This is a genomic window from Herbiconiux sp. (assembly GCF_023264895.1).
In the GTDB taxonomy this organism is placed as follows: domain Bacteria; phylum Actinomycetota; class Actinomycetes; order Actinomycetales; family Microbacteriaceae; genus Herbiconiux.
Map to the genome: position 1 here is coordinate 1 of NZ_JAHFUY010000026.1, position 22100 is coordinate 22100.

Annotated in this window: 19 protein-coding genes; 10 read left to right on the forward strand and 9 right to left on the reverse strand. The window is 70.4% G+C overall.

Annotated features, from left to right (window positions below):
• The first annotated feature begins 11 nt into the window (after positions 1 to 11).
• Positions 12 to 662: a ribulose-phosphate 3-epimerase gene (gene rpe, locus Q0D57_RS05665; protein ID WP_291039796.1), complete on the forward strand. Its 651-nt coding sequence runs from the start codon at positions 12 to 14 to the stop codon at positions 660 to 662.
• Positions 663 to 719: 57 nt separating this feature from the next.
• Here the strand turns inward: rpe and Q0D57_RS05670 are convergent, their stop codons facing one another.
• The gene (locus Q0D57_RS05670) at positions 720 to 1661 is read right to left on the reverse strand and encodes a sugar-binding domain-containing protein (protein WP_291039651.1); all 942 of its coding nucleotides are present in this window, start codon (positions 1659 to 1661) and stop codon (positions 720 to 722) included.
• Between the two features lie 125 nt (positions 1662 to 1786).
• On the opposite strand from Q0D57_RS05670, the gene Q0D57_RS05675 reads away from it, so the two are divergent.
• From Q0D57_RS05675 to Q0D57_RS05695, 5 genes are all read left to right on the forward strand, one after another.
• Positions 1787 to 2443, forward strand: a complete 657-nt coding sequence (locus Q0D57_RS05675) for an SIS domain-containing protein (protein WP_291039653.1) — start codon at positions 1787 to 1789, stop codon at positions 2441 to 2443.
• A 2-nt stretch (positions 2444 to 2445) separates the two neighbouring features.
• Positions 2446 to 3948 (forward strand): xylulokinase, encoded by a 1503-nt coding sequence (gene xylB, locus Q0D57_RS05680; protein ID WP_291039656.1) that lies wholly within the window; start codon positions 2446 to 2448, stop codon positions 3946 to 3948.
• Entirely contained in the window at positions 3941 to 5008 is a 1068-nt protein-coding gene (locus Q0D57_RS05685; protein WP_291039658.1) for an ABC transporter permease, read from the forward strand. Before xylB ends, Q0D57_RS05685 begins: the two co-directional genes overlap by 8 nt.
• A 25-nt stretch (positions 5009 to 5033) precedes the next feature.
• Positions 5034 to 6038: a substrate-binding domain-containing protein gene (locus Q0D57_RS05690; protein ID WP_259525513.1), complete on the forward strand. Its 1005-nt coding sequence runs from the start codon at positions 5034 to 5036 to the stop codon at positions 6036 to 6038.
• A gap of 88 nt (positions 6039 to 6126) precedes the next feature.
• Positions 6127 to 7716, forward strand: a complete 1590-nt coding sequence (locus Q0D57_RS05695) for a sugar ABC transporter ATP-binding protein (RefSeq protein WP_291039661.1) — start codon at positions 6127 to 6129, stop codon at positions 7714 to 7716.
• Positions 7717 to 7858: 142 nt separating this feature from the next.
• Here the strand turns inward: Q0D57_RS05695 and Q0D57_RS05700 are convergent, their stop codons facing one another.
• The 6 genes from Q0D57_RS05700 to Q0D57_RS05725 are packed head-to-tail and all read right to left on the reverse strand — an operon-like array spanning position 7859 to position 13761.
• The gene (locus Q0D57_RS05700) at positions 7859 to 9031 is read right to left on the reverse strand and encodes a thiolase family protein (protein WP_291039663.1); all 1173 of its coding nucleotides are present in this window, start codon (positions 9029 to 9031) and stop codon (positions 7859 to 7861) included.
• Positions 9028 to 9702, reverse strand: coding sequence for a 3-oxoacid CoA-transferase subunit B (locus Q0D57_RS05705; RefSeq protein ID WP_291039665.1), 675 nt, complete (start codon positions 9700 to 9702; stop codon positions 9028 to 9030). Before Q0D57_RS05705 ends, Q0D57_RS05700 begins: the two co-directional genes overlap by 4 nt.
• A complete protein-coding gene (locus Q0D57_RS05710; RefSeq protein ID WP_291039667.1) occupies positions 9699 to 10412 on the reverse strand; it encodes a 3-oxoacid CoA-transferase subunit A in 714 nt (237 codons plus the stop codon). Before Q0D57_RS05710 ends, Q0D57_RS05705 begins: the two co-directional genes overlap by 4 nt.
• Positions 10413 to 10428: 16 nt before the next feature.
• On the reverse strand, positions 10429 to 11202 hold the full coding sequence (locus Q0D57_RS05715) for an SDR family oxidoreductase (RefSeq protein ID WP_291039671.1): 774 nt from the start codon (positions 11200 to 11202) through the stop codon (positions 10429 to 10431).
• Complete coding sequence (locus Q0D57_RS05720) at positions 11199 to 12845, reverse strand: NAD(P)/FAD-dependent oxidoreductase (RefSeq protein WP_291039673.1); 1647 nt, start codon at positions 12843 to 12845, stop codon at positions 11199 to 11201. The genes Q0D57_RS05715 and Q0D57_RS05720 overlap by 4 nt, the downstream gene beginning before the upstream one ends.
• Position 12846: 1 nt before the next feature.
• Positions 12847 to 13761: an alpha/beta hydrolase gene (locus Q0D57_RS05725; RefSeq protein ID WP_291039675.1), complete on the reverse strand. Its 915-nt coding sequence runs from the start codon at positions 13759 to 13761 to the stop codon at positions 12847 to 12849.
• 177 nt (positions 13762 to 13938) lie between these two features.
• On the opposite strand from Q0D57_RS05725, the gene Q0D57_RS05730 reads away from it, so the two are divergent.
• The 4 genes from Q0D57_RS05730 to Q0D57_RS05745 are packed head-to-tail and all read left to right on the forward strand — an operon-like array spanning position 13939 to position 19466.
• Positions 13939 to 15099, forward strand: coding sequence for a substrate-binding domain-containing protein (locus Q0D57_RS05730; protein ID WP_291039677.1), 1161 nt, complete (start codon positions 13939 to 13941; stop codon positions 15097 to 15099).
• 11 nt (positions 15100 to 15110) lie between these two features.
• Positions 15111 to 15833: a glucose 1-dehydrogenase gene (locus Q0D57_RS05735; protein ID WP_291039679.1), complete on the forward strand. Its 723-nt coding sequence runs from the start codon at positions 15111 to 15113 to the stop codon at positions 15831 to 15833.
• 19 nt (positions 15834 to 15852) lie between these two features.
• Positions 15853 to 18450 carry an ATP-binding cassette domain-containing protein gene (locus tag Q0D57_RS05740; RefSeq protein ID WP_291039682.1) on the forward strand — a complete coding sequence of 866 codons (2598 nt, stop codon included), beginning with the start codon at positions 15853 to 15855 and terminating at the stop codon, positions 18448 to 18450.
• Entirely contained in the window at positions 18447 to 19466 is a 1020-nt protein-coding gene (locus Q0D57_RS05745; protein WP_291039684.1) for an ABC transporter permease, read from the forward strand. Before Q0D57_RS05740 ends, Q0D57_RS05745 begins: the two co-directional genes overlap by 4 nt.
• On the opposite strand, the gene Q0D57_RS05750 is transcribed toward Q0D57_RS05745, so the two are convergent.
• Together Q0D57_RS05750 and Q0D57_RS05755 are read right to left on the reverse strand one after the other, a co-directional pair.
• Positions 19448 to 21166 carry a helix-turn-helix domain-containing protein gene (locus Q0D57_RS05750; RefSeq protein ID WP_291039686.1) on the reverse strand — a complete coding sequence of 573 codons (1719 nt, stop codon included), beginning with the start codon at positions 21164 to 21166 and terminating at the stop codon, positions 19448 to 19450. The two genes, Q0D57_RS05745 and Q0D57_RS05750, sit on opposite strands and share 19 nt — an antisense overlap.
• A gap of 148 nt (positions 21167 to 21314) precedes the next feature.
• Complete coding sequence (locus Q0D57_RS05755; RefSeq protein ID WP_291039689.1) at positions 21315 to 22022, reverse strand: GntR family transcriptional regulator; 708 nt, start codon at positions 22020 to 22022, stop codon at positions 21315 to 21317.
• Positions 22023 to 22100 lie beyond the last annotated feature (78 nt).

Consider the following 22100-nt stretch of genomic DNA (forward strand, 5'->3'; position numbering starts at 1 on the left):
ACCGGCCCAGCATCCACCCCAGCGTCCTCGCGGCCGACTTCGCCCGGCTGGGCGACGAGCTCGAGCGCATCCGCACCGCCGACCTCATCCACTTCGACGTGATGGACAACCACTTCGTGCCGAACCTCTCGTTCGGCATGCCGATCTTCGAGACCATCACCAAGAGCTCACCGCTGCCGCTCGACGTGCACCTCATGATCAGCGACCCGGGGCGCTGGGCTCCCGGCTACGCCGAGGCCGGGGCCGCGAGCGTCACCTTCCACGCCGAGGCCACCGATGACCCCGCCGCCGTCGCCCGCAGCATCCGTGCCGCCGGCGCCCGGCCCGCCCTCGCCCTCAAGCCGGGAACGGCCATCGAGCCGTACCTCGAGATCCTCGGCGAGTTCGACATGGTGCTCGTGATGACCGTGGAGCCCGGCTTCGGCGGCCAGGCCTTCATGCCCGAGACCATGCCCAAGCTCCGGAGCCTCCGCGAGCGGATCGACGCCGAGGGCCTCGAGCTGCGGCTGCAGGTCGACGGCGGCATCGACGCCACGACCATCGCGACCGCGGCCGAGCACGGTGCCGACACGTTCGTGGCGGGCTCGAGCGTGTTCGGCGCCGAGAGCGCCGCCGCGCAGATCGAGCTCCTCCGCGAGACCGCGAGCGCCCACACGCACTAGCGCCCGCACGCACCAGCGCCCGCACGCACCAGCGCCCACGCGCGGCGGCGCCCACCGCTACATCGTGCGGAGCAGCTCCGCGAGCGAGTTGTCGGTGACGAGCGTGGTGCCGAGCCCCGCGTTGATGACGGCGTGCACGGCCTCGGCCTTCGACTCGCCGCCCGCGATGAGCACGAGCTCGGGGATGCCCCGCAGCACGTCGATGCCCGTGGCCATGGCGCGGTCCTGCAGGTCGGGCAGCACCGTGCCGTCGTGCTTGATGAGCGTGGCGAGCACCTCGGCCGCCACGCCCTTGCCCACGAGCGCCTCGCGCTCCTCCACCGGCAGGCTCGCCATCATCTGCGAGTCCGGCGGATCCCAGCTGCCGACCGCCACGGCCGCGACGGTGATCGAGTCGAAGAGCTTCATGGCGGCCGCGACGCCCGGCTGGCCGGCGAGGCTGCGCGCGGTGAGCGCATCCTGCACCACGAGGGGCACGAACAGCGGATACGCCTGCCCGCCGCCCACCTCGCTGATCTTGCGCACGAGCTCGAGCGAGTTCTCGGCCACCGAGCCCACCATGCCGCCCATCTGCACCACGAGGCAGCGGGCGATCTCGGTGAGCTCGAGCGACATCGCGCTGAGCGTGCGGCCCCAGCCGATGCCGAGCACGTCGGTCTCGGAGACGAGGTCGCTCAGCACGGCGGCGGCGCCCCGGCCCACGGCCTGACGGATTCCCGCGGGCGTGCGCTCCTCGTCGGGAACGTCGATCACCACCACGCGCCGGAGGCCGAAGCGCTTGCGCACGATCTCGGAGAGCTCGGAGTTGAACGAGTCGGGCGTCGCGATCTCGAACTTCACGATGCCCTCGCGCACGCTCTGCTCGAGCAGCCGCGCCACCTTGAAGCGGGAGAGCCCCATGCCGTCGGCGATCTCGGACTTCGTGCTGCCGTCGATGTAGAAGCGGCGCGCGACGGTCGCTGCGAGGATCGCGGCACCAGGGCTCAACGGGGGAGGCACAGCCCTCATGATATGCGCGAATGGCCGTCGAGTGCCCGCTCATTTGAGCGGCCTGTTTGACAGACGTGCAGAGGCGTGCCCATACTGATGCCAGGTACACCGCCGTGCGAGAAGGACATCCGGACATGAACGAGTCACCTGAATCCGCCGTCATCGAGGCAGGCCGTCAGCAGGTCAGGCTCGAGGCCGAGGCCCTTCTCGACGTGCTCGACCAGATCGACGAGCGCTTCGTGCGCGTCGCCTCCCTGCTGCAGTCGATGACCGGCAAGGTCGTCATGACGGGCTCGGGCACGAGCGGCTTCATCGCCCGCCGCTCCGCCCACCTCTTCTCGGTCTCCGGCACGCCCGCGTTCTTCCTCAACCCGGGCGACGGCCTGCACGGCTCGATGGGCGCGGTCGAGGCCGACGACGTCATGATCGCGCTGTCGAAGGGCGGCTCCTCCTCCGAGCTCAACGACCTCGCCGCCCGCGTGCAGAGCGTCGGCACCACCGTGGTGGCCATCACGGCCAACGGGGGGTCGCCCCTCGGGCAGCTCGCCGACATCACGGTCGAGCTCCGCAACTTCCCCTCGGCCGACCCCGGCAACCTCCTCGCGATGGGCTCGACCCTCGCGCACAGCACCTGGCTCGATGCGCTCGCCGTGGTGCTCATGCGAGCGCGCGCCGTGAGCTGGGAGCGCGTGCACTTCACCCACCCCGGCGGAGCCGTCGGTCTCCTGGCGAACCTCCCCGACCAGCTCGAGGGCCTCACCATCCCCGCCTCCGTCGACGAACGGGGCTGACCGTGCCCGTCGTCGCCGGGGTCGACTCCTCGACCCAGTCCACCACCGTCGTGCTGCGCGACGCCGACACCGGAGCCACGCTCGGCTCGGGCCGCGCGCCGCACACGCCGACGTTCCCGCCGGTGAGCGAGCAGGATCCCGCCGAGTGGTGGGCCGCCACCGTGCTCGCCTTCGGTCGCGCCCGCGAGAACGCCGGGGTGGCCGCCGACGACATCGTGGCCGTGAGCGTCGCCGCCCAGTGCCACGGCCTCGTGCCCCTGGATGCCGAGGGCCACGTCATCCGCCCCGCCAAGCTCTGGAACGACACCACGGCGTCGGCCGAGATCGCCGCCCTCACCGAGCGCATCGGCGGCGACGCCTGGACCGACCGCATCGGCACCCTGCCCCCGCCTTCGTTCACCATCGGCAAGCTCGCCTGGCTGAAGGCCCACGAGCCCGAGCACTTCGCCCGGCTCGCCGGCGTGCTGCTGCCGCACGACTACCTCACCTGGCGCCTCACCGGCGGCACGCCGGGTGCGGGCCTTGGGACCGGGCGCACCGTGACCGACCGCTCCGACGCGAGCGGCACCGGCTACTACTGCGCCCCCGAGGGCCGCTACCTCACCGAGGTGCTCGAGCTCGTCGATGCCGAGAAGCCCTGGGCCGAGATGCTGCCCGAGGTGCTCGGCCCCTCCGAGCAGGCCGGCACCGTGCCCGCCGCCATCGCGGCCGAGCTCGGCGTGCGAGCGGATGCGGTGGTCGGCGCGGGCTCCGGCGACCAGCACGCGAGCGCGGTCGGCCTCGGCATCACCCCCGGTGAGCTCGCCTACGTGCTCGGCACCTCCGGCGTCGTCTTCACCACGAGCGAGTTCCCGGTGTTCGACCACTCGGGCGTCGTCAACGCGGTCGCGGATGCCACGGGCGCCTACCTCCCGCTCATCTGCACCCTCAACGCCGCGAAGGTCACCGACACGGTCGCGCGCCTCCTCGGCGCCGACCACGGCGAACTCGAGCGCCTCGCCCTCGCGGCTCCCCGCGAGGCCGACCGGCCGCTCCTCGTGGCCTACCTCGACGGTGAGCGCACCCCCAACCGACCGCACTCCCGCGGCCTCCTCGCCGGCCTCAGCAGCGAGACGAACCGCGAAGATCTCGCGCTCGCCGCCTTCGAGGGCGTCGTGCTCGGCATGGAGCGCGGCCAGCGCCGCATGCAGGAGACCGGACTCGCCCTCGGCGGCCGCCTCCTCGTGACCGGGGGCGGATCCGGATCGGCCGCCTACCGGCAGGTGATCGCCGACGTCACGGGCCGGCCCGTCGAGATCACCGACGCCGTCGACGCGGTGGCCGGGGGAGCGGCGGCCCAGGCGGCGGCCGTGCTCCGCGGGGCCGACATCCGCTCGGTGCGCGACGACTGGGCGCCGGCCTCCCGCGTGGTGGCCGAGCCCGGCGGCCACGACTACTCCCGCATCCGCGACACCTACACGAGGGCCGCCGACTGGGCCGGCCTCGACGGAGCGTTCCATGACTGACACCACCACCGCCCGGAAGCCACCGACCAGCAAGAACAGCGAGGTTCACGTGAAGAAGCGCAGACTGCCCGACGAGACGGGCATCTTCATCGTCCTGGTGGCGGTGCTGCTCGTGTTCAGCATCCTGTCGCCGAACTTCCGCACCATCGACAACGGCTTCACGCTGCTGGTCAACGGCACGGTCATCGGCTTCCTCGCCCTCGGGCAGACCTTCGTGCTCCTCACCGGCGGCATCGACCTCTCCACCGGCGCCAACATCGCCATGTCGGGCGTGCTCGTGGCGCTCGTGATGCAGGCGGGTGTGCCGTGGCCGGCCGCCATGCTCATCGCGCTCATCGCCGCGACCTCGCTCGGTGTGCTCAACGGCCTGTTGATCCACTACGTGCGGATCCCCCCGTTCATCGCCACCTTCTCCACTCAGGGCGTGGCGCTCGCGATCCCGCTCATCATCACGGGCGCGAACTCCATCCAGGTGCGCGACATCGGCTTCTCCTGGATCGGCCAGGGCCGGATCGCCGGCGTGCCGCTGCCCGTGCTCCTGCTGCTCGTGGCCGCGGTCATCGCGGGGCTCTGGCTCCGGATGACCCGCCAGGGCGTGCACGTCTACGCCCTCGGCGGCAACAAGAACGCCGCGCGCCTCGCGGGGGTCAACATCGCGAGGACCACCATCCTCGTCTACGCCATCTCCGGCTTCTGCGGCGGCATGGGCGGCATGATCGTGACGAGCCGCCTGATGGTCGGCTTCCCCGCCACCGGAACCGGCAACGAGCTGTTCTACTCCATCGCCGCGGCGGTGGTGGGCGGCATCTCGCTGTTCGGCGGCGTGGGCACGGTGCTCGGTGCCATGATCGGCGCGGTGCTCATCGCGGCCGTCTCCAACGGCATGAACGTGCTCAGCGTGCAGAGCTACTGGCAGTCGCTCGTGATCGGCGTCATCATCCTCGTCGGCGTCTCGTTCGACACGCTCCGACGCTCGCGTGCCGGCCGGCCGGTGTTCGCCAAGAGACCCGCGGCCGGCACCCCCTCGCTCCCTTCGTCCACCACACCCAGCAAGTCCTGAAGTCACACCAATGAGAGGAACAACCATGAACACGAGAAAGGTCCTCGGCACTGTAGCCGTCGGCGTTTTCGCTCTCTCCCTCGCCGCGTGCAGCAATGCCGCCACCGGCGACGGAGCCGGCAGCTCCACCGACGCGGCAGGCAGCCTGCCCGCATCCTGTTCGGACGAGAACCCCACCATCGGTGTGGCCCTCCCGAACACCATCAACCCGTACTACATCGCCATGCAGGAGGGCTTCGAGGACACCGCCGAGGAGCTCGGCTACGAGGTCGACGTGGCCATCGCCAACGACAGCGAGAGCGACCAGCTCGCGCAGATCGACGCGTTCGTGCAGAAGGGCGTCTGCGCCATCGCGCTCAACGCCGTGAACTCCGACACGGGCGTCTCGAGCGTGCGGGCCGCCAACGCGGCGAACATCCCCGTGTTCTCGGTCAACGTGACCATCGACCCCGAGGGCCTGGAGAACCAGGGCGCCACGATCGTGCAGTACGTCGGTGCCGACCAGACCGAGGGCGGCAAGCAGCTCGGCGAGCAGGCCATCGCGGATCTCGGCACCGAGACCCCGCTCGTCGTCGGCATCCTGGGCGAGCCGTCGCAGATCCCCACCATCCAGCGCGACGAGGGCTTCACCGAGGCCATCATGGCCAACCCGAACACCACGGTGCTCGAGACCCTCGACACCAACGTCGACCCGGCCGTGTCGCTGCAGGTGACCGGTGAGCTGCTGCAGGGCAACCCGGATGTCAACGTCATCTTCGGCGACACCGGCCCCGCCGTGGTCGGTGCGCTGCAGGCCATCAAGGAGGCCGGCAAGCAGGACCAGATCAAGGTCTACGGCTTCTGCGCCGCCGACACCCCGCTCGAGGGCGAGTACGTGGCGTGCGCCGCGCAGGAGCCCTACGAGTACGCGCGGATCGTGCTCGAGAACGTGCAGACCTACCTCGGTGGCGAAGACGTGCCGGCCGAGGTGCTGCAGCCGCTGAAGCTGTACACGTCCGGCCAGGAGGTCGGCGCCAAGGAATTCGGATAGGCCCTTCCGGACTCCGGATGGCCGGGCCCTCGCCGGCCCGGCCATCCACCCCCCACTTTTTCTTCACGAACTCAGCAGGGAGCACGCCATGACCGGTGAAGGACTGCTCGTCGACGGCATCTCGAAGAGCTACGGCCCCACGAACGCCCTCACCGACGTGAGCCTGGCCATCCGGCCCGGTCGCGTCACGGCGCTGATCGGCCACAACGGGGCGGGCAAGTCGACCCTGCTGCGCTCGCTCTCGGGCGCCGAGGTGCCGGACTCCGGCTCGATCCGGATCGACGGTGCGGCCCAGTCGTTCACCGGGCCCCGTGACGCCTCGACCGCGGGCATCGCCTGCGTCTACCAGGAGCTCTCGCTCGTCGACCAGCTGACGGTCGCGCAGAACATCTTCCTCGGCCAGGAGCAGGTCGCAGGCGGGGTGCTCAGCCGCCGCCAGATGAACCGGCGCGCCGACGAGCTCTGCGCCGAGTACGGGATCACCGCGCGCGCCACCGACCTCATCTCGTCGCTGCCGGTCGCGCAGCGGCAGATGGTCGAGGTGGCCCGTGCCATCAACCAGAAGGCCAAGTACATCCTGCTCGACGAGCCCACGACCGCACTCGAGGAGCAGCAGGTCGAGCACCTGCTCGGCATCGTGCGCCGGCTCGTCGACGAGCAGGGCATCGGCGTGCTGCTCGTCGACCACAAGCTCGACGAGGTCTTCGCCGTGGCCGATCACATCATCGGCCTCTCCGGCGGGCGGGTCGTGCTCGACGGCTCGGTGGAGGACGTGGACCGGGCCGCCGTGATCGAGGCGATCGTGGGAGACCACGGATCCGGGCCCGTCGACACCGCCGCGGTCGCCGCGATCGTGGGCGACGGGCTCGGCGAGACCTCCCTCGACTCGGTCGAGACCGTCTCCGAGGCGGCGCGCGCCCGCGAGTTCGGCGCGCCCGTGCTCGAGGCCGCCGGGCTCTCGGGCAACAACCTCCACGGTGTCGACCTCACGGTGCACGCCGGTGAGATCCTCGGTATCTACGGGCTCGTCGGATCCGGCCGCACCCGCTTTCTCCGCACGGTCTACGGCGCCTTCCCGCTCGCCGAGGGGTCGTTGACGCTGCTCGGGCAGCCGTTCCGGCCCAAGAGCCCGGCGCAGGCCATCAAGGCGGGCGTCGCGTTCCTCAGCGAGGAGCGCAAGTTCGACGGCTTCGTGCCGCAGATGTCGTCGATCGAGAACGTCGTGCTGCCGGTGCTCGGCAAGTACATCCGCGGCGGCGTGCTGCGCTGGCGTGCGCTCAAGGGGTCGGCCGACGACGTGCTGTCGCAGGTCTCGATCCGGGGCCAGGTCTCGGCCCCCATCACCTCGCTCTCGGGCGGCAACCAGCAGAAGGCGCTGTTCGCGCGGGCGACGCTGCAGGCGCCGCTGCTGCTCCTGCTCGACGAGCCCACGAAGGGCGTCGACATCGGGGCCAAGCGCGAGATCTACGGGATCATCCGCACGCTCGCCGCCGAGAAGAACGTGGCGGTGATCGTGGTCTCCTCGGAGGAGGAGGAGCTCACCGAACTCGCCGACTCCATCGCGGTCTTCCGTGGTGGAGCGTGCGACGGCGTCGTGTACCCCCGCTCCTCCGTCACGGCGGCCCAGCTCCGCGAGCTCGCCTGGGCCGACGCGTCCCCGGCACTCCCGGCGACCTGACACTCGACTTGACAGAAGTGGCGCGTTAGAGCGCCGACTTGACACAAGATGTGCCAAGTCGGCGCTCTTTCGCGCACCTAGTGTCAAGTGGGCGCGGGGCGCCGGGCGTGGGGCGCGGGGCGCGGGGCGGCGGGCGGCGCCGTCAGCGCTCGAGGACGACTGCGAGGCCCTGGCCGACTCCGATGCAGACGGCGACCACGGCCACACCGCCGCCCCGGCGGGCGAGCTCGTGCGCGGCGTGCCCGAGCACGCGGCCGCCGGAAGCGCCGAGCGGGTGCCCGAGCGCGATGGCGCCGCCGTGGATGTTGACCCGCTCGGGGTCGAGCTCGGGCCACAGCGCGAGGCACGCGAGCGACTGCGAGGCGAACGCCTCGTTCAGCTCCACGAAGTCGACCTCCGCCCACGTGCGGCCCGCCCGGGCGAGGGCCCGGTTCGCGGCCTCGACGGGCGCTATGCCGAACAGCTCGGGCGTGATGGCAGAGGCACCCCGCCCGGCGATCCTGGCCAGCGGCTCCGCGCCGTCGAGCACCCCCTCTCCGCCGATGAGCACCATCGAGGCGCCGTCCGAGAGCGGCGACGAGTTGCCCGCGGTGACGGTGCCGCCCTGCTGGAAAGCGGGCTTCAGCGGGGCCAGCGACTCCACGGTCACGCCCTCCCGGATCCCCTCGTCGCGGCCGAGCGGCGCTCCCGGCACCGCGACGATCTCGTCGTCATAGGCTCCGGATGCCCACCCCGCCGCCGCCAGGCGGTGCGATCGTGCCGCGAAGGCGTCCTGCGCCTCGCGCGAGATGCCGTGGCGATCGGCGAGCAGCTCGGCCGACGCGCCGTTCGAGATCGTCCACGCCGAGGGCATCGCAGGATTGACCAGCCGCCAGCCGAGCGTCGTCGAGCTCATGGTGACATCACCCGCGCCGTAGGGCCGCGCCGCCTTCGGCACCACGTAGGGAGCGCGCGTCATGGACTCGACGCCGCCCGCGACCACGATCGAGGCGTCGCCCGTCTCGACCGCCCGCGACGCCTGCACCGCTGCCTCCAGGCTCGAGGCGCACAGGCGGTTCACCGTCACCCCCGGCACGGTCACCGGGAGGCCCGCGAGCAGCACCGCCATCCTGGCCACGTCGCGATTGTCCTCGCCGGCCTGGTTCGCGGCACCCAGCACGACGTCGTCGACCCGGGCGGGGTCGAGGCCGGGGCTCCGCTCCAGCAGCGCGGAGAGCGTGGAGGCGGCGAGGTCGTCGGGGCGCACCTCGGCGTAGGCCTTGCCGAAGCGGGCGAACGGGGTGCGCACCGCGTCGTAGACGAAACTCGCGGTCATGATCGCATCTCCTCGTTCTCATGGCGGCCGCTCGCATCCCGAAGCTCCAGGCCGGCGAGCTCACGCAGGTCGTCGAGGGTCGTGTCGCCGAACAGCTCCGTCACGACGAGCCCGCCCGCCGTCACGTCGAACACCGCCCGGTCGGTGTACACGCGGCTGACGCAGCGCACCCCGGTGAGCGGATACGTGCACTCGGTCACGAGCTTCGACGCCCCGTCACGGGTGAGCAGGTCGGTCATCACCCAGACGTGCTTCGCCCCGATGGCGAGGTCCATCGCACCACCCACGGCCGGGATCGCATCCGGGGCCCCGGTGTGCCAGTTCGCGAGGTCGCCGTGCTCGGAGACCTGGAAGGCGCCGAGCACGCAGATGTCGAGGTGCCCGCCGCGCATCATGCCGAACGAGTCGGCGTGGTGGAAGTAGGAGGCGCCGGGCAGCTCGGTCACGGGCTGCTTGCCCGCGTTCAGGAGGTCGGGGTCGATGCGGCCGGCGGCCGGTCGCGGGCCCATGCCGAGCATTCCGTTCTCGGTGTGCAGGATGATCTCGAGACCCGCGGGGAGCGCGTCGGCGATGAGCGTCGGCGCCCCGATGCCGAGGTTGACGACCGAGCCCTCGGCGATGTCCTGCGCGATCCGCGCCGCGAGCGCCGCGCGGTCGAGGCCCGCGCTCACGAGGCGGCCTCCGCGCCCACGAACACTCCGTCGCGGAGCCAAGGGCGCTCGCCGACGGCCACGACCCGGTCGACGAACAGGCCGGGCGTCACGACCGCCTCAGGATCGAGGGAACCGAGCTCCACCACCTCGTCGACCTGCGCGATGGTGGTGGCGGCGGCGGCCGCCATGATCGGCCCGAAGTTGCGCGACGTGCCCCGGTAGACGAGATTCCCCCACCGGTCGCCCCGCAGCGCGCTGATCAGGGCCACGTCGGCCTTCAAGGGGTACTCGAGCACGTAGTCCCTGCCGTCGATGCTCCTGGTCTCCTTGCCCTCGGCCACGAGCGTGCCGAAGCCTGTGGGCGTGTAGAAGGCACCGATGCCCGCACCGGCGGCCCGGATGCGCTCGGCGAGATTCCCCTGGGGCACGAGCTCGAGCTCGATCCGGCCCGCGCGGTAGACGGCGTCGAACACGTGGGAGTCGACCTGCCGGGGGAAGGAGCAGACGATCTTCGCCACCCGCCCCGAGCCCACGAGCGCGGCGAGGCCCGCATCGCCGTTGCCGGCGTTGTTGCTGACGACCGTGAGGGCCGTCGCCGAGCCCGCGAGCAGGGCGTCGATGAGCTCGACCGGCTGGCCTGCCCGGCCGAAGCCGCCGATCATCACGGTCGAGCCGTCGGCGATGCCGCTCACGGCCTCGAGCACGTTCTCGTGCACCTTGGAGATCATCGCGCGCCGCCCCGCCTCATCGCGCCGTGTAGCCGCCGTCGAGCGGCAGTGCGACCCCGGTGACCCAGGTCGACTCGTCCGAGGCGAGGTAGAGCACGCCGTACGCCACGTCCTCCGGCCGGCCGAGCCGACGGATCGACTGGTTGGCGGTCATCATCTCCTCGTAGGCGGAGAGCCCACCCGGGTACTCGGCCGCGATGCCCTCCACGAGCGGGGTCAGCACGGTCGAGGGATGCACGGAGTTCACCCGGATGCCGTAGCGACCGTAGGAGGCGGCGTCCTGCCGGGTCTGCATCGTCACCGCGCCCTTGGCCACGTGGTACGGCGTGAACTCGTCGTTGCCGATGAGGCCGTAGATCGAGGAGAAGTTCACGATCGATCCGCCTCCCCGCTCGATCAGGTGCGGCACGGCGTGCTTCGTGGCGAAGAACACCCCTTTGACGTCGACCGCGAACAGGGCGTCCCACTCCTCCTCGGTCACCTCGTGGGTGGGCTTGTCGACCCCGATGATGCCGGCGCAGTTGACGAGGATGTCGAGCCCGCCGAACTCGGCAGTGGCCGACGCGACGGCCGAGGCCACCGCGGCCTCCTTCGAGACGTCCATCTGCCAGAACCCGGCCCGGCCGCCGGTACGGACGATGCCGTCGGCGACCTCGCGACCGAGCCCCTCGTCGAAGTCGGTGACAGCCACCGCGGCGCCCTCGGCGGCGAACAGCTCCGCCGTGGCGCGGCCCATCCCGGATGCACCGCCCGTGATGAGCGCGACCTTGCCCTCGAGGCGCCCGGTCACGCGGATGCTCCGGCCGCCGCGGGCGTCCCCGCCGCGTGAAGCAGGCTCGCGTAGCCCGACTCCTCGAGCTCCTTGCAGTGCTGCTGGTACACCTGGCCTCCGCCCATGTACACCTGGAACTCCTCGGCCTTGCCGGGCACGTTCTCGCCGAGGAACCAGGCCTTGGCCTTCTTGCCCTCGGTGTACATGACCGTCGACTTGCCGGTGCGCTCCGTCTCGGCGGCCCACCAGTCCTCGGACTCGGGCGTGGCCTCGAAGCGCTCGACGCCGTTCTCCTCCGCCCACTTCAGCGCGCGCTGCAGCCACTGCGCGCCGAGCTGGATCGGCACGACGAGGTTGGAGTAGGGCGTCTGCGGCCCGAGCGACATGAAGAAGTTCGGGAACCCGTGGGCGTTGATGCCGAGGTTCGACTTGAGGCCGTCCTCGGCCCACTTCTCGCGGAGGGTGCGCCCGCCTCGGCCGGTGATGTCGATGTGCGTGAGCGTGCCGGTCATGGCGTCGAAGCCCGTCGCGAAGATGATCACGTCGAGCTCGTACTCGGTGTCACCGACCTTCACCCCCTTCTCCGTGATCTGGGTGATCGGCTCGGCCGCGGTGTCGATGAGGTGCACGTGCGACAGGTTGAAGGTGTTGTAGTAGCCGTGGCCCGTGGGCACGCGCTTGCCGTTGAACGAGTAGGTCTTCGGCGACAGCAGGTCGGCCGTCGCCGGATCCTTCACGATCTCGCGGATCTTGGAGCGGATGAACTCCGCGGCGAGCTCGGACGACTCGTGGTTGGTGGCCAGGTCGTTGAAGCACTCGTTGGCGAAGTGGAACCCGCCCTCGTTCCACTTCGACTCGAAGATGCGCCGCCGCTCGTCGTCCGAGACCTCGAGCGCGCTGTGCTCCGCGGGCTCCATGGCGACGCCGAACGGGTGATCGGCCGCCTTCTGGTAGATCGCGTCGTAGTTGTCGCGCACGTACTGCATCTCCTCGGTCGAGACGCCCTCGTTGGTGGTCTCGACGATGAAGTTGGGGGTGCGCTGGAACACGAAGAACTCGTCCACCTGCGGCGCGATCACGGGAACGATCTGGATGCCGGAGGCGCCGAGGCCGATCAGGCCCACCTTCTTGCCCGTGAGGTCCACGTCTTCGCGCGGCCAGTGCGCGGTGTGGTACTTCTGCCCGCGGAAGGTGTCGATGCCGGGGATGTCGGGGTAGATGGCCTGCGACAGCACACCCATGCCGCTGATGAGGTACTTGGTGGTGGTGGAGGAACCGTCGGCGAAGTTCACCGTCCACAGGTTCGCGTCCTCGTCGTAGACGGCCGAGTCGACCCGGGTGTTCAACCGGATGTCCTTCCGGAGGTCGAGGCGATCCGCCACGAAGTTCAGGTACTCCAGCACCTCGGGGCCGGCCGGGTAGCGCTGCGACCAGGTCCACTCCTCGCGCACCTCCTTCGAGAAGGAGAAGGAGTAGTAGCTGAACTCGCTGTCGGTGCGCACCCCGGGGTAGCGGTTCACCCACCAGGTGCCGCCGATGCCGTCCTCGCCGTCGACCACGATCGTGTCGAGGCCGATCTCACGCAGGTGGTGCAGCAGTGCGAGTCCGGAGAAGCCGGCGCCGATGACGACGGCGTCGTGGTCGCGGGTTGTTGCGGTCATGTCAGATGTCCTTTCGGTTGTTCTGGTACCAGGCGGCGATGGCGGCCACGGCGTCGTCGGCGGGCCCGTGGTTCCCCGCTTGGAGGGGATACACGTGCTGCTGGTCGCGGCCGATCTCGAAGGTCACGTCGACCCCGGCGGATCGGGCGAGGGCGTCGAGTCGTTGGGCGTCGTGGAAGAGCGACTCGGTGTCCGAGGCGGTGATGTAGAGGGGCGGGAAGCCGGTGAAGTCGGCGTACAGCGGATTCACGAGCGGATCGGTGGGTGATGCGCCGCCCGAGAGATAGCGGTCGATGTTGCCCTGCAGCCCCTCGCGGGCGATCAGGAAGTCGGTCGCGTCGTTCGTCTCGATGGTCTCGCCGGAGTTCTCCATGTCGAGCCAGGGCGACACCGTGATCACGGCTCCGGGGAGTGCGTGACCGGTGTCCCGCATCCGGAGCGTGGTGGCGATGGCGATGTTGGCGCCGGCGCTGTCGCCCACGAAGACGATCCGTTCGGGTGCGGTGCCGGCCTCGACGAGTGCGTCGAACACCGCGGTCGCGTCGTCGAGCTGAGCGGGGTAGGGATGCTCGGGGGCCAATCGGAAGTCGGCCACGAAGGCCTCGACTCCGCAGGCCTTCGCGATGTGCCCGGCCATCTTGCGGTGGCTGGCCGAGGAGCCGAGGGCGAAGCCGCCGCCGTGCAGGAAGACCAGCACGTGGCTCGGATCCGCCCCGATCGGGCTCACCCGGAGGCCTGGAACACCGCCGAGGGCGGTCGTGGCGTAGGTGACCTGCTCGGGCTCGGTCGTGGCGCGCTGCCAGTCCTCGAAGACCCAGCGCATCACGGGGAGGCTCATCTCGGGGGCCGCGATGAACTCGACGGTCCACTCCGCGTACATCCGGCCCAGCAGGTCGGTCGGCTCGTTCGCTGACATCGCATTCACTCCTCATCGTCGGGGATGGATCCAGGATGACCATCGCCGGATGCCGAGCTGAACCGCTGTCGCAAAATGACGCACCGCCGTCTCAGGGTGACCCGCCAGGGGCTCGGGCGAGCACGGAGACTTCTAAGCACGCAGCCCCAACTCAATGAAGAGAGACGAGGACTACCCATGCTCACCAAGAAGAACTCACTGCTGCTCGCGGCCGGATCGGTGGCGCTGCTCGCCCTGACCGGCTGCTCCACCGGGTCGCTGTCCTCCGACGGCGGCGACGGATCGGGTGGCTCGGATGCCACGGGCGCCGCCTCGGAGGTGACCGTCGGCACGGTCGGCGTGCAGGGCGACATCCAGGACATCTCCGCCTTCTGCGGCGACGAGGATCTGACCGTGGCGCTCGCCGACGGCTTCGGCGGAAACTCCTGGCGCAAGATCACCCGCGCGATCTTCGAGGAGGAGGCGGCCAAGTGCCCCAACATCACGAAGGTGCTCTACACCGACGCGCAGGGTGACACGCAGAAGGCCATCAGTGACATCAACTCCCTCGTGGCGCAGAACGTCGACGTCATCGTCACGTTCGTCGACGGCGGCGAGGCGCTGCTGCCCACCATCCAGAAGGCCACAGAGGCCGGGGTCAAGGTGGTGCCGTTCGTGGGCTCGCCGGGAGGGGAGCCGGGCGTGGACTACGTCGACTTCGTCTCCGAGGACATCAACACCTACGGCAAGAACCTCGCCACCTGGACGATCGACAAGATGGGCGGAGAGGGCAACCTCGTGATGCTCGGCGGGATCGCCGGCAACTCCTACTCCCAGGCGGTCTTCGACGGCGTGATGGAGGCCGTGGAGGAGAACCCCGGCATCACCCTCCTCAACGAGGACGGCCCGGTCGCGACCGACTGGGAGCCCGGCAAGACGCAGCAGGTGGTCGCCGGTCTGATCACGAAGTACGGCGACATCAACGGCATCGTGGCCGACTACGGCGGAGGCTCCGTCGGCGGCATCCGCGCCTTCGAGGCGGCGGGAAAACCCCTGCCGGTCTGGTCGGCCAACGACTCGAACGAGTTCGCGTGCCTCTGGTACCAGTACAAGGATGCGCAGCCGACCTACCAGATCGCCACCGAGTCCTCCCGCAACTGGGTCGTCACGGCCGCTCTCCACAAGGGTCTCGCCGCGGCGAACGGGCTGCCGAACGACGAGCCGTCGACGTTCAACCTCGAGATCATCGAGGACTCCACCGACCCCGACCTGCAGCCGACCTGCGAGTCCGAGCTGCCGCCGGACGCCATCCTCTCCTCGGGTCTCAGCGTCGAGTCGCTGAAGAAGCTCTTCCAGTAGGGCGCCCGGACATGGATCGCCTGACAGGCAAAGTCGCCATCGTCACCGGAGCCGGTCGCGGCATCGGCCGCTCGATCGCCGAGGTCTTCGCCGAGGAGGGTGCGACGGTCATCGCGACCGGCCGCGCCTCCTCCGACTCCACCTTCCCCGAGGGGGTGGAGTACCACCGCCTCGACGTGGCCACGGAGGAGGGCTGGTCGCGGGTGGTGGCCGACGTGATCGCCCGCCACGGCCACATCGACGTGCTGGTGAACAACGCCGGCATCATCGCCTACGAGACCCTGCACGAGCTCACCCTCGACGACTGGAACGCGGTCGTCGCCACCAACCAGACCGGAACGTGGCTCGGCATGCGCGAGGTCATCCCGCACATGATCGCGCAGGGCGGCGGCTCGATCGTCAACACCTCCTCGATCTGGGGGACCGCCGCGGTCTCCGGAGCCCACGCCTACCACGCCACCAAGGGCGCGGTGCGCAACATGTCCAAGAGCGCCGCCATCACCTACGCCAAGGAGAACGTGCGGGTGAACTCGCTGCACCCGGGCTTCATCGAGACGCCGCTGACGGATGCCCAGGCGCCGGAGATCAACGAGTACGTCGTGTCGATGACCCCCATGGGCCGTGCCGGGAAGCCTCGGGAGATCGCGCACGGCGTGGTCTTCCTGGCCTCCGACGAGTCGAGCTTCATGACGGGCTCGGAGCTCGTGATCGACGGCGGCTACCTCGCCCAATGAGACGAAAGAAGCGAAACCGATGACGAATTCCGACATCTACGATGTCGCGCTCGCCGCGGCCCCCGAGCCGGCAGGATCTCCCGGTCCCGCTGTGCCCGGGGCGCCGGTGCTCCAGCTCGATGCCATCGTCAAGACCTTTCCCGGCGTCCGCGCCCTCACCGATGTGAACCTCGAGGTGCTGGCCGGCGAGGTGCACGCGCTCGTGGGCGAGAACGGCGCCGGCAAGTCCACGCTCATGGCGGTGGCCTCGGGTGCGCTCGCGCCCGACGAGGGCACCGTGGTGATCGGCGGCCGCCGGCTCTCGACCGCGTCGCCGGACGAGGCCCGCGAGCTCGGACTCGGCATCGTGCGGCAGGATCCGGCGCTGCTGCCGGATCTCACCGTGGCCGAGAACATGGCGGTCGGAGTCGGCTACCGGCGGGTCGGCGGTCTCCGCCGTGCCGTGCACTGGTCGCAGCAGCAGCTGGATCCGTGGGGCATGGGCATCGATGCCAGGACGCGGGTCGTCGACCTGTCGGTCGAGCAGCGCTTCGTCGTGGAGATCGCGAAGGCGCTCGCGCTCGACCCGAAGGTCCTCATCCTCGACGAGCCCACCGAGCACCTGAGTCTCGACGAGGTGCAGAAGCTCTTCGGCCGGGTGCGCGAGCTCGTGGCGGGCGGCACCGCGGTGGTCTACATCTCGCACCGCATCCCCGAGGTCAAGCAGATCGCCGACCGCATCACGGTGCTCCGCGACGGCCAGGTGCGCGGCACCTTCGCTGCGGCGGAAGTCGACGAGCAGCAGATCGTCGAGCGCGTCATCGGGCGCACGCTCGACACCGTCTTCCCCGAGAAGGCCGGATCGGCCGGCACGATCGGGGAGGACGACAGGCTCGCCGTGCGCTCACTCTCGGGCGACGACTTCCACGACATCTCGTTCGCCGTGAAGGCCGGGGAGATCGTGGGGCTGGCCGGGGTGCAGGGCAACGGGCAGGCCGCTCTCATCCGGGCCCTCGCGGGTCTCGAGAGCACGAGCGGGGTGATCGAGGTGGGTGGGCGCCGGGTGTCGAACGGATCGAACGCGTCGGCCTCCTCGGCGGGCGTCGTCTACGTTCCGGCCGACCGCCACGGTGAAGGGGTGTTCCTGCCGCTGTCGGTGGGCGACAACATCTCGGCGAAGACCCTGGGTGACGTCTCCACCGGCGGGATGGTGAGCGAGCGCCGGGTGCTGTCGGTGGCCGCCGCGCAGATCAGGCGCCTCGCCATCAAGACCCCCTCCGCCCGCACGCCGATCCAGTCGCTCTCGGGCGGCAATCAGCAGAAGGCCGTGCTGGCCCGCACGCTGCTGTCGGAGCCGACCGTGCTGCTCGCCGAGGAGCCGACGCAGGGAGTCGACGCCGGCGCCAGGGTCGACATCTACCGCATCCTCCACGACGCGGCGGCCGCCGGCGCGGCCGTGGTCATCCTCTCCTCCGATGGCGTCGAGCTCGAGGGCCTCTGCGACCGGGTGCTGATCATGTCGCGAGGTTCGGTGGTGCAGGAGCTCGTGGGCGACGACATCACCGAGGCCGCGATCGCCCGTGCCGCCCTCACCTCCACGACGGTGCGCGAACGCACCGACTCCGACGCCTCGGCCCGGGGCGTGAAGCTCCGCAGGTTCCTCCGCGGCGACCAGTCGCCGGCGGCGGTGCTCGGGCTGATCTTCCTCGTGCTCGGCGTCGTGGTGACGGCGGTCAACCCCGCCTACCTCGGCGCCTTCAACATCAACAACCTGCTCTTCATGGTGGCCCCGCTGCTGTTCGTGGGCGCCGCGCAGCAGGTGGTCGTGCTCGGCTCGGGGTTCGACCTCTCCGTCGGCCCCCTGATGGGCTTCCTGGTGGTGCTGGCCTCCTATTGGATCGTCGACGGCGGAAACCTCTACGTCGGCCTCGCGCTCATGCTCACCGGCGCCGTCGGCACCGGGGTGATCAACGGGTTCCTCGTGACGAGGTTCGGCATCAACCCGGTCGTGGTCACCCTCGCGATGTACATGGCGCTGCAGGGCATCTACCTGACGCTCCGCTCCACCCCCGGCGGCATCATCTTCGGCGACGTCGCCGATCAGATCCAGGCCCGCATCGGCATCGTTCCCGTCGTCACGATCCTCGCGGTCGTGGTGCTGCTCGTGCTCGAGTTCGCACTCCGCCGCACCCGGTGGGGTCTCGAGCTCCGCGCGGTGGGGTCGCGGGTGGATGCGGCCGGCCGGCTCGGCATCAAGGTCAAGCGCACCCAGTTCCTCTCCTACGTGCTCTGCTCGTTCCTCGTGCTGCCCGCGGCCGTCGTGATGATGTCGCAGATCGGCATCGGCGACGGGCGGCCCTCGCTGTCGTACACGCTGGCTTCGGTCACCGTGGTCGTGCTCGCGGGAGCCTCGATCTTCGGTGGGCGCGGCTCGTTCCTCGGCATCCTGGCCGCCGCGTTCCTCGTGCAGCAGGTGCTGAACGTCTCCCCGTTCCTCGGCCTCTCGCAGGCGTGGTCGTACTGGCTTCCCGGCCTCATCACCCTCACCGCGGCCGTGCTCTACGCGCAGCTCCGGCGCTCGCGCAGGAAGCGCCTGCGCGCCGCTCCGATCGCCTCACCGAAAGGGAGTGCAGCATGACCGGCCTCATCACGCCTGACGTCTCGACCCGCGCCGAGTCCACCTGGCGCCGGATGCTCTCCGGCAACTGGGTGGGGATCACGGTCGCCACCCTCCTCCTCTTCGCCCTGTCTCCCGTGATCGCGCCCGGGAGCCTCGATCCCGCACCGCTGCTCAGCATGCTGCCGTTCGCGTCGGTGCTCGCCATCGTCGCGGCCGGACAGACCCTCGTCGTGCAGCAGCGCGGACTCGACCTCTCGGTGCCCGGGATGATCGCGCTCGCGGCGGTGCTCTCGACCGGCCTTCCGCAGAACTACGGCTGGCCGCTCTGGGCCGCGGTGATCGCCGGGATCGTGGGGCCGGGCATCGTCGGCATCGTCAACGGCATCCTCGTGACCTACCTCCGGGTGATGCCGCTCGTGGTGACCCTCGGGATGAACGCGGTGCTGCTCGGCACCGTGTTCTTCATCGCCGACGGCACCCCGTCCGGTGCCCCGGCCGCGCTCAACGGCTTCGCGCTGGACCGCACCCTCGGCATCCCGAACACGCTGCTGATCGCCGTGCTGATCGTGGTGATCGCCGGCCTCGTGACGCAGCGCTCGATCATCGGCCGGCGGCTCACGGCGGTGGGGGTGAGCGAGCGCGCCGCAGCGGTGCTCGGGGTGCGCGTGAACGTCTACCAGATGTTCGCGTACGGCTTCGCGGGCCTGTGCTACGGAGCGGGCGGCGTGCTGCTGGCGGGCTACACCAAGACGCCGGCCCTGTTCCTCGGCGACTCCTACCTTCTGCCCACGGTCGCGGCCGTCGTGCTCGGTGGCACGGCGCTCACCGGCGGCATCGCGAGCGTCGTCGCGACCGGGATCGCCGCCCTCTTCCTCACCCAGCTCGGGCAGCTGCTGCGCTCGGTCGGCTGGCAGGACGCCCTGCAGCTGATCGCGCAGTCCGTCGTGCTCATCGCCGTGGTGCTGCTGAGGGAGCTGGTGCCGGCGTTCCTCAGGCGGAGGGCCGGGCGACTCCGTCAGGCCGAGAGCCGGTAGGCCTTCATCTTGCGATAGACGGTGGCCCGGGAGAGGCCGAGGATCTCGGCGGCGCGCGAGCGGTTGCCCTCGGCCTCCTTCAGGGCCTTGCGGATGGCCTCGAGCTCGACCCGCTCGATCCGGCTGAGCACCCGGCTGCCCTGCAGGAACGCCGGGAGGTCGGCGGCCTGAACGGCACCGCGCTTGTTCGAGAGCCACAGCTGCTCGGCCTGTGACCGCAGCTCGGCGAGGTTGCCCGGCCAGCCATAGGCCGAGAGCACCGCGAGCGCGTCGGGCCGGAGCTCGAGCCCCGCGCCCGGCGCCACCTGCTCGGCCACAGCGTGCCAGAGCGCCGGCAGGTCGGCGGCGCGATCACGGAGCGGTGGCACCCAGACCGAGGAGATCCCCAGCCGCGAGGCCACGGCGGCGCCGTGCTCGGCGGTCTCTGCCGAGAGGGTGAGCATCACCGAGCCGCGCCCGGTGCGGTTCTCGATCAGCGACCGGAGGCCGTCGACCGTGTGCGGATCGAGCGTCTCGATGCCGCGCACCACCACGGGGGCCGACGCCTGCAGGCGGTCGGAGAGCTTCTGCAGCCACTTGCGGCTGCCCGTCACGTGCCGGTCGGCGGCATCGATGACCGTGCCCTGGGTCGTCGGCCCGGCACGAAAGGGCAGACCGAGGGCGAGCGAGGTCTTTCCCGTGCCCGGCTCCCCGGCGATCACGAGCGGGCGGCGGGTCTCACGATGACGCGACGCGGCGTTCACCACCGTGAGCCACTCGGGCGAGCGGCCGGCGAGCTGGGGTCGCGCGGGGCCGATGCTCGTGGTGCTGGTGCGGCGCTCGCGGTCGAGCACCACGACGGCCCCACCGCCCTCGAGGGCGTTGATCTGCAGTTCGACCGTGCCGGAGGAGATGTCGAGGGTCGATCGGCCGGACCGTCGCTGCCCGCTGCAGTGCTGCTGGATGAGCACGAGGTCGGCGTGGCTGAGCCGCGCTGCGCGCTGGCTCTGCATCACGAGACCCTGCGGCCCGAAGGCGAGCACCGGCACGGCGTGCGCGCGCGAGGTCTCGAGGAAGCTGTTGAACATCGCTCGCGCGGAGGGCTGCTCGACCTCCAGCACCTGCTGCTCGAGCTGCATCGTGACCGAGTTGATGAGGGGGCGCAGCAGGCCGCTGCGGTCCGAGAGCTTGCTCGAGATGGTGACCACGGCGAGCAGCTTGCCCGTGACCGGGTGGCGCACCGGGGCACCCGTGCACACGGCGTCCCGGTAGAAGTCGGCGAAGTGCTCCACCCCCGAGATCTGCACGCTCCGGCCGGTGGCGGCCACCGTGCCGACGCCGTTGGTGCCCACGACGTCCTCGGCCAGCACCGCCCCCCGCACGGTCCCGAGTCGATCGAGGTGCGCGAGCGCCACGTGGTCGTGCGACCAGCGCTGCAGGATCCGGCCCTGCGAATCGGCGAGCAGGAGCCCCATGCCCGTGCCGTCGAGGTCGTCGGAGACGCGGGTGAGCGGAGCCTGGAACATGTCGAGCAGGTGTGCGTCGAGCACCGCCTGGTCGACGAGCGGCACGTCGCGGATGTTGGCGGGCACGCCGATGGCGGCGCGGGAGCGCTGCCACGACTTCAGCAGTTCGGGGCTGAGGGCGGTGGCGGGCTCGTCGGCCGACAGGAAGTCGTCTTTGACCGCCTGCACGAGGTTCGGATCGGGATGATCGGGCACGATGACCTCCTAGGGCCTGCCCGCGAGCATCGACGACGCAGCGGACAGCCTCATCATCGAGAGCAGCGGACCGACGGGGTGCGAAACCACCGGGTGAGTGGAACGTAACGTCATCATCACGACTCCTCGGGTGCAGGTCAAGTAACTATTAGATTGCGATCGGGACGGCGTCCGGATCGGCCTGGTTCACGCGCTTGTCGTACTCCAGCACGGCGAGCTCGCCGGCCAGCTGGATGTGCTGCTCGCAGTGCCGCCTGGCCTCGACGGGATCGCGCAGCACAGCCGCGTGATGCACCACCAGCCTGAGCTCCTGCATCGAGATCGCGACCCGGTGCTCATCGAGGAACGCGTACCGGCGGAAGAGCCCGATCCGTGTGTGGACACCGCGCAGGCTGCTCTCGAGCACCGGGTTGCCGCCGCCCTCGAGAAGTCGTTCGTAGAACTCCGCCTTGCTCTCCTCGCGCGAGGAGACGGTCCCGTGCAGGTAGCTCGTCTCCATGCGCTCGAGCAGTGCGGCGAGGCCGGCGGCCTGCTCGTCGCTCGCGTTGCGGGCGAACAGCTCGCCCGCAAGGCCCTCGAGAGAGCGACGCACCTCGTAGAGCGACTTGATGTCGTGCGCCGTCAGCACCGTGACGATGGGGCCCCTGCCCGGGAGCATCGTGATGAGGTTCTCCGACTCGAGCTGCCGGAGTGCCTCTCGCACCACCGTCCGGGAGACCCCGTAGCTCTCGCAGAGGGCGTTCTCCAGCAGGCGCTCGCCGGGGGCGAGCTCGCCGTCGAGGATGTCCTCACGCAGGCTCTGCACCACCTGGTGCCGCACCGGCGCCGCGTGCCGCTGGACCTTGCTGCCCGCCATCCGTGCTCCTGACCATCTCAATTTGACGCACTCCCGGTGGGAGGCCTTCGAAGAATCGTATCGTAATACGAGATTATT